This is a genomic window from Bacteroides sp. 3_1_23 (genome assembly GCF_000162555.1).
In the GTDB taxonomy this organism is placed as follows: Bacteria; Bacteroidota; Bacteroidia; order Bacteroidales; family Bacteroidaceae; genus Bacteroides; species Bacteroides ovatus.
The window spans coordinates 447144-461838 of the sequence record NZ_GG774952.1; the positions used below are offsets into that span (position 1 = coordinate 447144).

A 14695-nucleotide genomic window follows, 5' to 3' on the forward strand; every position below is an offset into this window, starting at 1 on the left:
TTAAAAAGCTGAAGGCTTCAAACGTAGTCCTACGGTTTCTTCCAGATTGAACATCAGGTTCATGTTATGAACCGCTTGTCCGCTGGCGCCTTTCAGCAAATTGTCGATACAAGAGATAATCAATAGTTTGTCACCGTGTTTCTCCAGATGTATCAGGCACTTATTAGTATTAACGACTTGTTTCAAGTCAATATTCTTGTCTACGATGTGTACAAAGGAGTCTTTTGCATAATATTCCTCATACATACGAACGATTTCTTCCAGTGCTACTTTGGTTTTGACTACCAGCGTTGCAAAGATACCACGGGCGAAATCGCCACGGTATGGAATGAAGTCGATCTCCGCATCGAAACTGTTTTGCAGCTGTTTCAGTGATTGCTTGATTTCCGGAACATGCTGGTGCTCGAATGCTTTGTACACACTCATATTGTTGTTTCTCCAACTGAAATGACTGGTAGCACCCGGTTTCACTCCGGCTCCCGTACTTCCTGTAATGGCATTTACCATTACATCATCCGTCAGCATCAGATTCTTGGCAAGCGGAAGTAAACCGAGCTGGATGCAGGTTGCAAAACAGCCGGGATTGGCTACGTGCTTTGCCGTACAAGTGGCACGGCGGTTCAGTTCCGGCAGACCGTAGATAAAGTCGTGGTCGTCGCTCATAATACGGTAGTCCATCGAGAGGTCGATAATCTTCAGGTCTTCCGGTATGTTGTGACTTTCCATGAATTTCTTTGTGTCGCCGTGGGCGGTGCAGAAAAAGAGAACGTCGATTTCGTCCAGAGGTAACTGGTCGGTGAATCTTAGATCTGTTTCTCCATACAAGCCTTCGTGTACGTCGGTAATTCTGTTTCCGGCATTACTGCTGCTGTTGATAAATACGATTTCAGTTTCCGGATGGTTGAGCAGCAGACGGATTAATTCGCCTGCTGTATATCCTGCGCCACCAATGATTCCTGCTTTAATCATATCTCTTCGTCTTTGTGGTTATTATAGTAGACACGTAGCGGAGTAGAAGTGACTTTGATAAAGCCTTTGGCGTCTTCGGCTGTCCAGCCTTTCTGCATTTCACCGTATTCTCCGAATTTAGTCTTCACCAGATCGTCTTCCGATTCTACACCTACGGTAGAGAAGGAGAGAGGGCGAAGCTCGAGGATAGCCGTACCGTTTACGTTACGCTGGCTTTCCTGCAACATCGCTTCGATGTCACGCATCACCGGTTCGAGGTATTGGCTTTCGTGGAGGAACATACCGTACCAGTTGGCTACCTGGTCTTTCCAGTATTGTTGCCATTTGCTCAATGTATATTTCTCAAGGAAGCGATGGGCGCCGATAATCAACATCGGGGCGGCTGCTTCGAATCCTACACGGCCTTTGATACCGATAATTGTATCACCCACGTGCATATCACGGCCGATACCGTATGCTGCACCAATCTCTTCCACTTTCTGGATGGCTTTGATCGGGTCGTCAAACTTCTCGTCGTTGACAGCTTTCAGTTCCCCTTTTTCGAAAGTCAGGCGGAGCTGTTCGCTGCCTTCTTTTTCAACATGTTTGAGGTAGGCTGTTTCCGGGAGTCCTTGCGCGGAGTCGAGGATTTCGCCACCACAGATAGAAGTACCCCACAAACCTACATTATAAGAATATTTCAGTTTGGTGAAGTCCGCGCTGAAACCATGTTTGTTCAGATAATCAATTTCTTCCTGACGGCTCAATGCCATGTCACGGGTCAATGTGATGATTTCTACATTGGGAGCCAATACGAGGAAAGTCATGTCGAAACGGATCTGGTCGTTACCTGCTCCGGTAGAACCGTGTGCGATGGCATCCGCACCGATTTCGTTGGCATAGCGTGCGATAGCCAGTGCCTGGAAAATACGTTCGGAACTAACAGAAATAGGATAAGTACCGTTACGCAGCACATTTCCGAAAACCATGTATTTCAGGCTCTTTTCGTAGTATTCCTGGGTTACGTCCAGTGTCACGTATTTCACTGCTCCCAGTTTATAAGCATTTTCTTCGTTTGTTTTCAGTTGTTCTTCGCTGAAACCACCCGTATTGGCACAAGCTGCATATACTTCGTAACCTTTTTCTTTGGCGAGGTACATGACGGTGAACGATGTGTCCAGTCCGCCGCTGAATGCCACCACTACTTTTTTCTTCTTTTCTTCCATAGTGCTGTATCTTTTAAATGTTATTTCTTTCTTGTTCTTTTTTGATGTTCCGCGGCTCTGTCGGATCGTACAGCATGGCTGTGCAGATGCAGAACTTGCGGTTTTTCGCTACCAGAATATCATGGTTGATACATCCTTCGCATCCTTTCCAGAAAGCTTCGTCGTCTGTCAGTTCGTTGAAGGTGACAGGCACATAACCCAGTTCGGTGTTCATTTTCATGACAGCGGCTCCGGAGGTCAGACTGAATATTTTTGCTTTCGGCCATCGGAGACGTGCCAGTTGGAAAGAAGCTTGTTTAATACGTTTTGCCAGTCCTAACCCACGGAAATCGGGATGAACGATCAGACCGGAAGTAGCCACATATTGCTTGTTTCCCCATGATTCGATGTAGGTGAATCCGGCAAAAGTATCGCCACAAAGAGCAATAATCGCCTTACCTTCTTTCATCTTTGTCGCTACGTATTCGTGTGTACGTTCCGCAATTCCTGTTCCTCGTACGGCGGCAGCATTTCTGATAGTTTCCAAAATAGTGTCAACGTAAACCTCATGTGAGGCGTCGGCTACCATAACATCTATTTGTTGAGTGTCCATTTCTTTATTATATAATAATAGGTATAATTATTCGATATTGGGAATGATGAGTGACAGAAGCTGACGTATTTTGCTGATGGCAACTCCTTCACGCAACACCAACATGATTGTATCGTCACCGGCAATGGTTCCCAGTATTTCACTGAATTCATTGTTGTCGATGTCATACGCCATGCTACTCGCATAACCGGGACGGGTGCGGATAACGGCAATGTTACCGGAAAACTGTAAAGAGATAAATCCGTTGTTACGTAACATTTCACCGGCACTCTGGTCGGTAGAACGTTTATACATAATGTTGTTCGGCAGTACATATACGTACTTTCCGTTCATACTGGCAGCCTTGGCTACTTTCAATTGTTTCAAGTCGCGGGAGAGGGTGGCCTGTGTCAGTTCGAAGCCTTCGCGGTTCAGCTCTTGCAGCAGTTCTTCCTGCGAACCGACCTCCTTGCTTGAGATTATCATTTTGATGGCGTCTAACCGATTTGCTTTCTTCTTCATTGTATAATTATTCTAAGAATGGCGCAAAAGTATGCATTATTTTGGAGAAAATATGCATAAAACCAAAGTTTTTTTGCATAAAAGTGAAAAATATGCTAAACGGTGAGAGCCTGCTTTTTTGTTTTGTGTCAAAATGTATACCCTTTCAATCAAAATACATAAGGAAAGGGAGGAGGGAATCGCCTATCTTTGCCATGTAGGTAAATGGATACCTTAAATATATAGACAGAATACCATGAAACAAAACTTTTTTGCAGTCGACCTGGGCGCAACGAGCGGCCGTACAATCTTAGGAACTTTCATCGAAGGCGGATTAAATCTGGAAGAGATTAATCGTTTTCCTAACCACCTGATTGAAGTGGGTGGACATTTCTATTGGGATATTTATGCATTATATCGTCATATTATTGACGGGCTGAAGTTGGTGGCTCATCGTGGCGAATCCATTGCTTCTATTGGTATTGATACCTGGGGAGTGGATTTTGTATGCGTCGGAAAAGACGGTAACCTGCTTCGTCAGCCATACGCGTACCGTGATCCTCATACGGTAGGAGCACCGGAAGCTCTTTTCTCCCGTATTTCGCGTAGTGAAGTCTATGGCAAAACGGGTATTCAGATTATGAATTTTAATTCACTTTTTCAATTAGATACTTTACGTCGCAATCACGACAGCGCATTGGAGGCGGCAGATAAAATTCTGTTTATGCCGGATGCATTAAGTTATATGCTGACCGGAGAGATGGTGACGGAATATACAATTGCTTCGACAGCGCAGCTGGTAAATGCTCAAACACGTCGTTTGGAACCGGAGTTGCTGAAAGCAGTAGGTTTGAGTGAAAAGAATTTCGGACGTTTTGTATTTCCGGGTGAAAAGGTGGGAGTATTGACGGAAGAAGTGCAAAAGATAACCGGACTGGGGGCAATTCCTGTAATTGCAGTAGCCGGTCATGATACCGGTTCTGCTGTTGCTGCCGTTCCGGCACTCGATCGTAACTTTGCTTATTTGAGCAGTGGGACTTGGTCGTTGATGGGAGTTGAAACAGATGCTCCGGTGATTAATGCCGAAACAGAAGCGTTGAACTTTACCAATGAAGGTGGTGTGGAAGGAACCATCCGTCTGTTGAAGAATATCTGTGGAATGTGGTTGTTGGAACGTTGCCGTTTGAATTGGGGAGATACAAGCTATCCTGAATTAATCAGTGAGGCGGATGCTTGCGAGCCGTTCCGTAGTCTGATTAATCCGGATGATGATTGTTTCGCGAATCCTGCGGATATGGAAAAAGCCATTGCTGAATATTGCCGGGCTACCGGACAAGCAGTTCCCGAGAAACGTGGACAAGTGGTGCGTTGTATTTTTGAAAGTCTGGCTTTGCGTTATCGTCAGGTATTGGAGAATTTACGTTCGCTTTCTCCCCGTCCGATTGATACATTGCACGTAATTGGCGGCGGTAGCCGGAATGATCTGTTGAACCAGTTTACAGCTAATGCGATAGGAATTCCTGTGATAGCCGGTCCGTCTGAAGCAACAGCTATCGGTAATGTAATGATTCAGGCAATGGCAGCAGGTGAAGCAACGGATGTTGCCGGTATGCGCCAGTTAATCAACCGCTCTATCCCGTTGAAGACTTATCAGTCGCAAGATACGGAAGCTTGGGACGCGGCTTATATCCATTTTAAGAATTGCGTTCGATAATACATTGAACAACCGACAGAATAATCATTTATTTAAACTAATAGAATATCATGAAAAAAGAAGAACTGATTCAGAAAGCGTATGAGATTGCTGTGGAACGTTATGCAGCAGTAGGTGTAGACACCGAACAAGTATTGAAAACGATGCAGGATTTTCATCTGTCACTTCACTGCTGGCAGGCTGACGACGTTGCAGGATTTGAAGTACAGGCCGGCTCATTGACCGGAGGTATTCAGGCAACCGGTAATTATCCGGGCAAAGCTCGTAATATTGATGAATTGCGTGCTGACATTTTGAAAGCTGCTTCTTATATTCCGGGTACTCATCGTCTGAACCTGCACGAAATCTATGGAGATTTCCAGGGTAAGGTGGTAGACCGTGACCAGGTAGAACCGGAACATTTCAAGAGCTGGATCGAATGGGGTAAAGAACATAACATGAAGCTCGACTTCAACTCTACCTCTTTCTCTCATCCGAAATCAGGTGACTTGTCTCTTTCTAATCCTGATGAAGGCATCCGTCAGTTCTGGATTGAACATACCAAACGTTGTCGTGCCGTTGCGGAAGAAATGGGTAAGGCACAGGGGGATCCGTGTATCATGAATCTTTGGGTACATGACGGAAGCAAGGATATTACGGTAAATCGTATGAAATATCGTGCATTGCTGAAAGATTCTTTGGATCAGATCTTCGCTACCGAATATAAGAATATGAAGGATTGTATCGAATCTAAGGTGTTCGGTATCGGTCTGGAAAGCTATACAGTGGGTTCTAACGACTTCTATATCGGTTATGGTGCTTCTCGTAACAAGATGATTACATTGGATACCGGTCATTTCCATCCGACAGAAAGTGTAGCTGATAAAGTATCTTCACTGTTGCTTTATGTACCTGAATTGATGTTGCACGTAAGCCGTCCGGTTCGTTGGGATTCAGACCACGTTACTATCATGGATGATCCGACAATGGAACTGTTCAGCGAAATTGTTCGTTGCGGTGCTTTGGACCGTGTACATTATGGTCTTGACTACTTCGATGCATCTATCAACCGTATTGGTGCATACGTAATCGGTAGCCGTGCTGCACAGAAATGTATGATTCGTGCTCTGCTCGAACCGATTGCCAAGTTGCGCGAATACGAAGCAAACGGACAGGGATTCCAACGTCTGGCTTTGCTTGAAGAAGAAAAGGCGCTTCCTTGGAATGCAGTTTGGGATATGTTCTGCTTGAAGAACAATGTGCCTGTTGGTGAAGATTTCATCGCAGAAATTGAAAAGTACGAAGCCGAAGTAACTTCTAAACGATAAGTTATGGAAATCTTAATCGGCTTATTGATTATAGCTATCGGTAGCTTTTGCCAGTCCAGTTCTTATGTACCTATCAAAAAGGTAAAAGAATGGAGCTGGGAAAGCTTCTGGTTAATACAAGGTGTATTTGCCTGGTTAGTGTTCCCGTTCCTGGGTTCACTACTGGGTGTACCCCAAGAGAGCAGTTTGTTCGACTTGTGGGGAGCAGGAGGTGCTGGAATGAGCATCTTTTATGGTATATTGTGGGGAGTAGGAGGGTTGACTTTCGGACTTTCCATGCGCTATTTGGGTGTTGCGCTCGGACAGAGTATCTCACTGGGTACTTGTGCCGGTTTCGGTACCCTTCTTCCGGCTCTTTTTGCCGGTACAAACTTGTTTGAAGGTAACGGGCTGATTCTTTTGTTGGGTGTTTGCATCACGTTGGCAGGTATTGCTATTATCGGGTATGCCGGTAGTTTGCGTGCGCAAAACATGAGCGAAGAAGAAAAACGTGCTGCTGTAAAAGACTTTGCATTGACAAAAGGGTTACTGGTTGCACTTTTGGCTGGTATCATGAGTGCCTGCTTTGCTTTGGGACTGGATGCGGGAACACCTATCAAAGAAGCCGCTTTGGCTGGTGGAGTGGAAGGACTTTATGCCGGTCTTCCGGTTATCTTTCTGGTTACGCTTGGAGGCTTCCTGACAAATGCAGCTTACTGTTTGCAACAGAATGTGGTTAACAAAACGATGGGTGACTATGCTAAAGGAAAAGTGTGGGGCAATAATCTAGTGTTCTGTGCGTTGGCTGGTGTACTATGGTATATGCAGTTTTTCGGATTGGAAATGGGTAAGAGCTTCCTCACCGAAAGCCCGGTGTTACTGGCTTTCTCCTGGTGTATTCTAATGGCATTGAACGTAACCTTTAGTAATGTTTGGGGAATAATTTTAAAAGAATGGAAAGGGGTGTCAAACAAGACCATAACTGTGCTGATAGCTGGTCTGATCGTCCTTATCTTCTCTTTAGTATTCCCAAATTTGTTTTAAAAAAATCAAGAACGGATTACACGGATTACGCAGTTTTTTTATAACTTGCGGCAAAATCCATGTAATCCGTGCCTAATTAAAATATATATATAATGAAATCAATTTTAGAGAATCGTCCGGCACTTGCCAAAGAAGTAAACAAGGTAGCAGAAGTTGCCGGATACTTGTGGCAGAAAGGATGGGCTGAACGTAATGGTGGTAATATCACTGTTAATATCACAGAGTTTGTAGACGATGAAATCCGTCAGATGAAGCCGATCAGCGAAGTAAAGTCTATCGGTGTGACTCTTCCTTATCTGAAAGGCTGCTATTTCTACTGCAAGGGAACTAATAAACGCATGCGTGATTTAGCCCGCTGGCCGATGGAAAATGGTTCGGTAATCCGTATTCTGAATGACTGTGCCAGCTATGTGATTATTGCGGATGAAGCCGTAGTCCCGACATCGGAATTGCCTTCTCACTTGAGCGTACACAATGACCTGTTGAGCAAAAACTCTCCTTATAAAGCATCTGTACACACACACCCGATTGAACTGATTGCCATGACACATTGTCCGAAATTTCTGGAAAAAGATGTGGCTACCAATCTGTTGTGGAGTATGATCCCTGAAACAAAGGCATTCTGCCCGCGTGGTTTGGGTATCATTCCTTATAAATTACCTAGTTCGGTGGAATTGGCTGAAGCTACCATCAAAGAATTGCAGGATTACGATGTGGTGATGTGGGAGAAACATGGTGTATTTGCAGTGGATTGCGATGCGATGCAGGCATTCGATCAGATTGATGTACTCAATAAGTCGGCTCTGATTTATATCGCAGCTAAAAATATGGGCTTCGAACCGGATGGTATGAGTCAGGAACAGATGAAAGAAATGTCAGTTGCTTTCAATCTTCCTAAATAAGATTTATACTAGTCATTGATTTTAATTACTTTAGAAACCGTGGCATTTTCTACCCTGGAAGGTGCTGCGGTTAACCCTTTAAACAAATAGATAACCATGAATCGCATTATTTTAAACGAAACTTCGTACTTCGGTGCCGGATGCCGTAGTGTCATTGCTGTGGAAGCAGCCAGACGTGGCTTTAAGAAAGCCTTTTTTGTAACGGATAAAGATCTTATCAAGTTTGGTGTGGCTGCCGAAATCATTAAAGTATTTGATGAAAATCAGATTCCTTACGAACTTTATAGTGATGTAAAAGCGAATCCTACGATTGCAAATGTACAAAACGGTGTGGCGGCATACAAAGCTTCCGGAGCCGATTTTATCGTTGCTTTGGGCGGCGGTTCTTCCATCGATACTGCCAAAGGAATCGGTATTGTTGTGAACAATCCGGATTTTGCAGACGTGAAATCTCTGGAAGGGGTAGCCGATACCAAACACAAAGCGGTGCCTACTTTCGCGCTGCCTACTACTGCTGGAACAGCTGCCGAGGTAACGATCAATTATGTGATTATTGATGAAGATGCCCGCAAGAAAATGGTTTGCGTAGACCCGAACGACATTCCTGCCGTAGCTATCGTAGACCCTGAACTGATGTACTCAATGCCCAAAGGACTGACTGCAGCTACCGGTATGGATGCTTTGACTCATGCCATCGAAAGTTATATCACTCCGGGTGCTTGGGTAATGAGCGATATGTTCGAATTGAAAGCCATTGAAATGATTGCTCAAAACTTGAAAGCAGCTGTGGATAATGGTAAAGATGTGGCAGCCCGCGAAGCTATGTCACAGGCACAATATATTGCCGGTATGGGATTCTCGAATGTCGGTTTAGGAATTGTCCACTCGATGGCGCATCCGCTAGGTGCGTTCTATGATACTCCTCATGGGGTAGCCAATGCCTTATTGTTACCGTATGTGATGGAATACAATGCTGAATCTCCGGCAGCTCCGAAATATATCCATATTGCGAAAGCAATGGGAGTGGATACTACCGGAATGAGTGAAGCCGAGGGAGTAAAAGCGGCTGTTGAGGCAGTGAAAGCACTTTCTGCCAGTATCAATATACCGCAGAAATTACATGAAATCAATGTGAAGGAAGAAGATATTCCTGCACTGGCTGTAGCTGCTTTCAATGATGTTTGCACAGGTGGTAATCCTCGTCCTACTTCGGTAGCAGATATCGAAGCTCTATATCGCAAAGCTTTCTAAAGTTAGTTTTTGCGGAAGTTCTTTTCACCACAGATTACACAGATTTACACAGATTTAATTCTTAAATATCGGCTTCCGATTAGAAAATAATCTGTGTAAATCTGTGTAATCTGTGGTGTTTTTCTGAAAATAATTCCTATTTTTGTCCAACTCAATTACATGAAAACACACTGGTATGATCGAGGATAATAGTTTAGGATTAGAATTTAAATATCTGATTGTAAATGACATGGACCGTAAATTCGGGCTATGGGTAAATACCGTCGGCTATCAATCCATTCCTCCCGATTCACCTTATCCGTTGAAAGAGCATCCTTCCGGTTACTTCTTTAATGCAGAAAAAGGAAGAGTGCTTCGTGAGTATCAATTGGTATATATCACCAAGGGACGTGGTTTGTTTTCATCTGATTCTACCTCTGAAAAGCAAGTTTGTAAAGGTCGGCTGATGGTATTGTTTCCCGGACAATGGCATACTTATCGCCCGTTGCGGCAGACTGGTTGGACGGAATATTATATAGGTTTCGAGGGGCCTATGATAGACGCCATTGTTGATGATGCTTTTTTGTCGCAGGAACAGCAAATACTGGAAATAGGCCTTAATGAAGAGTTAGTCTCATTATTCTCCCGTGCTCTTGCCGTAGCCGAAGCGGATAAGATTTCCGCGCAACAATATCTTTCCGGGATTGTGCTCCACATGATAGGGATGATTCTTTCCGTCTCCAAGAATAAGGTTTTCGAGATGAGTGATGTGGATCAGAAGATCGAACAGGCAAAAATCATTATGAATGAAAATGTTTCCGGCAATGTGGACCCGGAAGAGTTGGCTATGCGACTTAATATTAGTTATTCATGGTTTCGACGTGTTTTTAAGGAGTATACAGGTTATGCTCCGGCTAAATATTTCCAGGAATTGAAACTTCGTAAAGCTAAACAAATGCTGGTGGGAACTTCCCAGTCAGTAAAAGAGATTTCTTTTTTTCTAGGTTTCCAGTCAACCGAATATTTTTTCTCTTTCTTCAAGAAACGTACGGGACTAACTCCGTTGGAGTATCGTTCGTTCGGGCGGGAAGAATGAATAGGATGAAGTTCATATCTATTAGTTATTTGGCTCTGATTTTGGGAATATCATAAAAACTGTTACTTTTGTGGCGAAGATAATGTGCTATAAACCATCATTCTTGATATGCGCGGACAAAAACTATCTAAGATCCATTTTCTTATTCTGTTATCTCTTTTAGGATTTATATCTCCTCTTCAATCACAGGAATATAAGTTCAGAACATTGGGTGTGGAGGATGGATTGTCGCAAATAACGGTGAGCGATATTTGCCAGGATGAGAAGTCGCGTATATGGATTGCCACACTGGATGGTCTGAATTGTTTCGATGGCAATCATATCAAAGTCTTTAATCATTTTCATAACGATTCCATCAGTTATGGTAATCTATATGTCACCCAGATGGTGGAGGACGGCCAGGGGAGTCTTTTTCTCTTGACCTCTACGGGACTTTTCCAGTTCGACCTTGAAACGGAGAAATATTATATTCTTCCGGTGCCTTCTCCTTCCACTCTTGCCAAAGGAAAGTTGGGAGTGTGGATTGCAGAAGGGGGAAAACTCTTCTTATATGATAAGAATACCCGTTCCGTGAAACCCATGTATGCGGAGGTACATTTGCCGGACACCGGGCCGACAATGGTAGAAGGTTCGGAAGGAAATCTTTGGGTTGCTTTGAAAGATGGCGGGGTGATGCGTGTGGATACTTGTGGATCGATGTCGCTTTATTTGCCCGGAATCAAGGTGATGAAACTGATAAAAAGTAACGATCAGAATATTTGGGTTGGTTCGCAGGATCATGGTGTTTTCTGTTTTTCACCTCAAGGTGCAGTCATACATCATTATGATTATAACAACAAGAGTGTTTACACGGTCCGGGATGATATGGCAAGAGCGCTATGTCAGGATTTGGAAGGGAATATATGGGTAGGTTACAGAAGCGGATTGAGTAAGATTGAGGTGGCTACCGGGAAAATATTTCATTATCAGGCGGATCCTAACCGGGTGGGGGCTATGTCCAATCGTTCGGTGACTTCTCTTTATACGGACAAACAAGGAACTGTCTGGGTGGGGACCTATTGGGGCGGCGTGAACTTCTTCTCACCGGAATATCAACATTTTGTACATTATCATGCTTCGGATACCGGATTGTCTTTTCCGGTGGTGGGTGCTATGGCAGAAGATAAATCCGGAAATATATGGATTTGCACAGAAGGTGGAGGACTGGATTTATATCAACCGGAACAAGGAACATTCAAACATTTTAATGCGCATACCGGATATCATTTTAGTACGGATTATCTGAAAGATGTCGTTTTTGATGAGGCTAATAACTGCTTGTGGATTGCTGCTGACTTTACAAACAAGGTCAACTGTTTTCATCTTGATAACTATCGGAATGATATATATGACCTCGAACCGCTCGGAGAGGAAAGTGTGGGAGAAGCTCTGTTTGCCTTGGCCGACACTCCTCGTAAATTGTATGTAGGTACAACATCTGCAGTTGTTAGTCTGGATAAACAGACCTTAAAAACTGAAGTGCTGTTTCATCAAAAGGAGTTGTTTACACATAATTATAACACTTTGTTGCTTGATTCGAAAAACCGGCTATGGTTTGCTTCCGATGATGGTTGTGTAGCTTATGTGATTGATGAAGGGCGGTTTGAAACGTATAGGATAAGTCTGAAGAAACAGGTCAGATCTCAAAAAGAGCTGGTCAATGTCATCTATGAAGATCGAAAGGGAAACATTTGGGTCGGAACACATGGCAACGGGCTTTTCTTGTTGGATAAGAAAGAGCGATTGTTTCGTTTACATACTCCTGAAAGCGTATTGTCGGGAGAAAATATCAGAGTGTTGGGCGAAACTCCTTCCGGGAATTTATTGATTGGTACCGGACATGGATTGTCTGTGTTAGAACAGAAAGACGGGAAAGTGATAAACTTCAATTCTAAAACAGGATTTCCGCTGACTCTTGTCAATAGGAAATCCATGCATGTATCCCGCAATCATGATATTTATATGGGAGGAGCTACCGGACTGGTTGCCATTCGTGAAAGTAGTTTGTCCTATCCTCCGAAAATATATGATTTGGAGTTGGCTCATTTGTATGTCAATAATAAAGAGATTACCACAGGCGATCAAACCGGCATCCTAAATAAGTCCTTTGCCTATACCGACCGGATTAAATTGAATTATTTGCAGAATGTGTTTTCTATCGGTTTCTCGACAGATAACTTTCTGCATATTGGCGGTGGTGAGGTAGAATACCGGTTGATAGGTTCTAATGACGAATGGAGTGAGAATCGTTTGGGGAATGATATTACCTATACAAATATATCTCCGGGCGATTATGTTTTTGAGATCAGATTGAAGAACTTTCCGGAAGTAATCAGATCTCTTCATATAACGATCACACCACCTTTTTATGCCACCTGGTGGGCTTATACAATTTATGTGTGTGTGATTCTGACGATTCTATTCTTTGTAGTGAGAGAATATAGAATTCGGCTGTTCTTGAAAACCTCGTTGGACTTTGAACTTCGTGAGAAACAATATATTGAAGAAATGAACCAATCCAAACTGCGTTTCTTCACTAATATCTCACATGAAATCAGAACCCCTATTACCCTTATCCTGGGGCAGGTTGATCTGTTGTTGAATTCCGGTAAGTTGTCTACGTATGCTTATTCGAAATTACTGAATATACATAAAAATGCCGGTAACCTGAAATCATTGATAACGGAGTTGCTTGATTTCCGGAAACAGGAGCAGGGACTTTTGAAACTGAAAGTTTCTCAATTTGATTTATATTCTTTACTCAAAGAGCATTATGTATTGTTCAAAGAATTGGCAGCTAACAGGAATATTTCGTTTGTTTTGCATGCTGACTGTGAGCAATGCCTCGTGTGGGGAGATCGTATGCAATTGCAGAAAGTGGTTAATAACCTGCTGTCGAATGCTTTTAAATATACTTCAGACGGTGGAAGTATCAGTATGGAATTGGCTGATGGAGCGGATGAATGTATGTTTTCCGTTTCAGACAATGGGGCAGGAATATCCGAGGAAGATTACGTGAAGATATTCGAGCGGTTCTATCAGGCCGAGAATATCGGACAGTATGGAGGAACGGGTATCGGGCTGGCTTTAAGTCAGGGGATTGTGAAAGCTCATCAGGGAGATATAACTGTAGAAAGCCAGTTGGGGAAAGGTTCATGCTTTAAGGTCACTCTGAAGAAAGGAGATGCTCACTTTGATTCTTCTGTTTCCCGGATTGAACCGGAGCAGGATAAGGAATATATTTATTATTCGGAAGATAAAGAACTATTGGTTAAGGAGGTACAAACGGCTCAAAGTGAGAGTGGGACTACTGACTGCAAGCTGTTGGTTATTGATGATAATGAAGAAATCAGAAATATCCTTGTAGATATCTTTTCTCCATTGTACACGGTTGAAACTGCAAGTGATGGTGAGGAAGGGTATGAGAAAGTAAAGATGATGCAACCTGATCTGGTTATTTCGGATATTATGATGCCCGGAATGCCCGGAACGGAATTGTGTGCCAAAATTAAGAACAATATTGAAACTTGTCATATCCCTGTCGTTCTTCTGACTGCCCTTAGTGCGCCCGAACGTGAGTTGGAAGGATTAAGAATTGGAGCGGATATTTATGTGGTGAAGCCATTTAATATGCGGCGGCTGGTGATGCAATGCAATAATCTGATTAATACCCGCAGACTTTTACAGAATAAATATGCCCATCAGCTGGATAGCAAAGCGGAGAAGATTGCAACGAATGAACTCGATCAGAGGTTTATCGAACAAGCGACACAGGTAGTGGAAGATAATATGGAAAATCCCGAATTCAGTGTAGATGTCTTCTCACGTGAGATGGGGGTGGGACGTACTGTCTTATTCCAGAAGATAAAAGGTATCACGGGAAGTACGCCAAATAATTTTATCATGAATCTGCGTCTGAAAAAAGCTGCATATTTTCTGCAGAATTCTCCGGAAATGAATATATCGGATATTGCTTACCGGTTAGGATTTGGAAATCCTCAATACTTCAATAAATGTTTTAAAGAACTTTTTGATATTGCTCCTACGCAATACCGAAAAGCTCATAATACCTCCTCCGAACCCTCTGTGAAGTGATTAAAATAAGTCATCTGAATTTTTAGACTAGATAAAACGAACA

Annotated in this window: 11 protein-coding genes; 7 read left to right on the plus strand and 4 right to left on the minus strand. The window is 43.2% G+C overall.

Translation table 11 applies throughout. The annotated features are described in order from the left end of the window. The 4 genes from argC to HMPREF9010_RS09805 are packed head-to-tail and all read right to left on the minus strand — an operon-like array spanning position 1 to position 3267. Positions 1 to 969: an N-acetyl-gamma-glutamyl-phosphate reductase gene (gene argC, locus HMPREF9010_RS09820; RefSeq protein ID WP_004310469.1), complete on the minus strand. Its 969-nt coding sequence runs from the start codon at positions 967 to 969 to the stop codon at positions 1 to 3. Beyond that, entirely contained in the window at positions 966 to 2174 is a 1209-nt protein-coding gene (locus HMPREF9010_RS09815) for an argininosuccinate synthase (RefSeq protein WP_004310468.1), read from the minus strand. The genes argC and HMPREF9010_RS09815 overlap by 4 nt, the downstream gene beginning before the upstream one ends. Positions 2175 to 2187: 13 nt before the next feature. Further along, positions 2188 to 2766 carry a GNAT family N-acetyltransferase gene (locus HMPREF9010_RS09810; RefSeq protein WP_004299851.1) on the minus strand — a complete coding sequence of 193 codons (579 nt, stop codon included), beginning with the start codon at positions 2764 to 2766 and terminating at the stop codon, positions 2188 to 2190. Positions 2767 to 2793: 27 nt separating this feature from the next. Then, entirely contained in the window at positions 2794 to 3267 is a 474-nt protein-coding gene (locus tag HMPREF9010_RS09805) for an arginine repressor (RefSeq protein WP_004310466.1), read from the minus strand. 235 nt (positions 3268 to 3502) lie between these two features. Between HMPREF9010_RS09805 and rhaB the strand changes: the two genes are divergently transcribed. The 7 genes from rhaB (at position 3503) to HMPREF9010_RS09770 (ending at position 14652) form a co-directional block, all read left to right on the plus strand. Next, positions 3503 to 4960, plus strand: a complete 1458-nt coding sequence (rhaB, locus tag HMPREF9010_RS09800) for a rhamnulokinase (RefSeq protein ID WP_008649669.1) — start codon at positions 3503 to 3505, stop codon at positions 4958 to 4960. A 50-nt stretch (positions 4961 to 5010) separates the two neighbouring features. Next, positions 5011 to 6267 (plus strand): L-rhamnose isomerase, encoded by a 1257-nt coding sequence (locus HMPREF9010_RS09795; RefSeq protein ID WP_008649670.1) that lies wholly within the window; start codon positions 5011 to 5013, stop codon positions 6265 to 6267. 3 nt (positions 6268 to 6270) lie between these two features. Next, positions 6271 to 7290, plus strand: a complete 1020-nt coding sequence (gene rhaT / locus HMPREF9010_RS09790; RefSeq protein WP_004310462.1) for an L-rhamnose/proton symporter RhaT — start codon at positions 6271 to 6273, stop codon at positions 7288 to 7290. A gap of 92 nt (positions 7291 to 7382) precedes the next feature. Continuing rightward, positions 7383 to 8192, plus strand: a complete 810-nt coding sequence (gene rhaD / locus HMPREF9010_RS09785) for a rhamnulose-1-phosphate aldolase (RefSeq protein WP_008649671.1) — start codon at positions 7383 to 7385, stop codon at positions 8190 to 8192. A 96-nt stretch (positions 8193 to 8288) separates the two neighbouring features. Then, positions 8289 to 9443: a lactaldehyde reductase gene (gene fucO, locus HMPREF9010_RS09780; RefSeq protein WP_004299884.1), complete on the plus strand. Its 1155-nt coding sequence runs from the start codon at positions 8289 to 8291 to the stop codon at positions 9441 to 9443. A gap of 175 nt (positions 9444 to 9618) precedes the next feature. After that, positions 9619 to 10518 (plus strand): AraC family transcriptional regulator, encoded by a 900-nt coding sequence (locus HMPREF9010_RS09775; RefSeq protein WP_004310460.1) that lies wholly within the window; start codon positions 9619 to 9621, stop codon positions 10516 to 10518. A gap of 108 nt (positions 10519 to 10626) precedes the next feature. Further along, on the plus strand, positions 10627 to 14652 hold the full coding sequence (locus HMPREF9010_RS09770) for a two-component regulator propeller domain-containing protein (protein ID WP_008649672.1): 4026 nt from the start codon (positions 10627 to 10629) through the stop codon (positions 14650 to 14652). The last annotated feature ends 43 nt before the right edge of the window (positions 14653 to 14695 follow it).

Coding starts and splice junctions, on each gene's coding strand:
- HMPREF9010_RS09815 (WP_004310468.1), bottom strand. CDS start 2,174: ATGGAAGAAAAGAAGAAAAAAGTAGTGGTGGCATTCAGCGGCGGACTG.
- HMPREF9010_RS09775 (WP_004310460.1), top strand. CDS start 9,619: ATGATCGAGGATAATAGTTTAGGATTAGAATTTAAATATCTGATTGTA.
- HMPREF9010_RS09810 (WP_004299851.1), bottom strand. CDS start 2,766: ATGGACACTCAACAAATAGATGTTATGGTAGCCGACGCCTCACATGAG.
- HMPREF9010_RS09795 (WP_008649670.1), top strand. CDS start 5,011: ATGAAAAAAGAAGAACTGATTCAGAAAGCGTATGAGATTGCTGTGGAA.
- rhaT (WP_004310462.1), top strand. CDS start 6,271: ATGGAAATCTTAATCGGCTTATTGATTATAGCTATCGGTAGCTTTTGC.
- rhaB (WP_008649669.1), top strand. CDS start 3,503: ATGAAACAAAACTTTTTTGCAGTCGACCTGGGCGCAACGAGCGGCCGT.
- fucO (WP_004299884.1), top strand. CDS start 8,289: ATGAATCGCATTATTTTAAACGAAACTTCGTACTTCGGTGCCGGATGC.
- argC (WP_004310469.1), bottom strand. CDS start 969: ATGATTAAAGCAGGAATCATTGGTGGCGCAGGATATACAGCAGGCGAA.
- HMPREF9010_RS09770 (WP_008649672.1), top strand. CDS start 10,627: ATGCGCGGACAAAAACTATCTAAGATCCATTTTCTTATTCTGTTATCT.
- rhaD (WP_008649671.1), top strand. CDS start 7,383: ATGAAATCAATTTTAGAGAATCGTCCGGCACTTGCCAAAGAAGTAAAC.
- HMPREF9010_RS09805 (WP_004310466.1), bottom strand. CDS start 3,267: ATGAAGAAGAAAGCAAATCGGTTAGACGCCATCAAAATGATAATCTCA.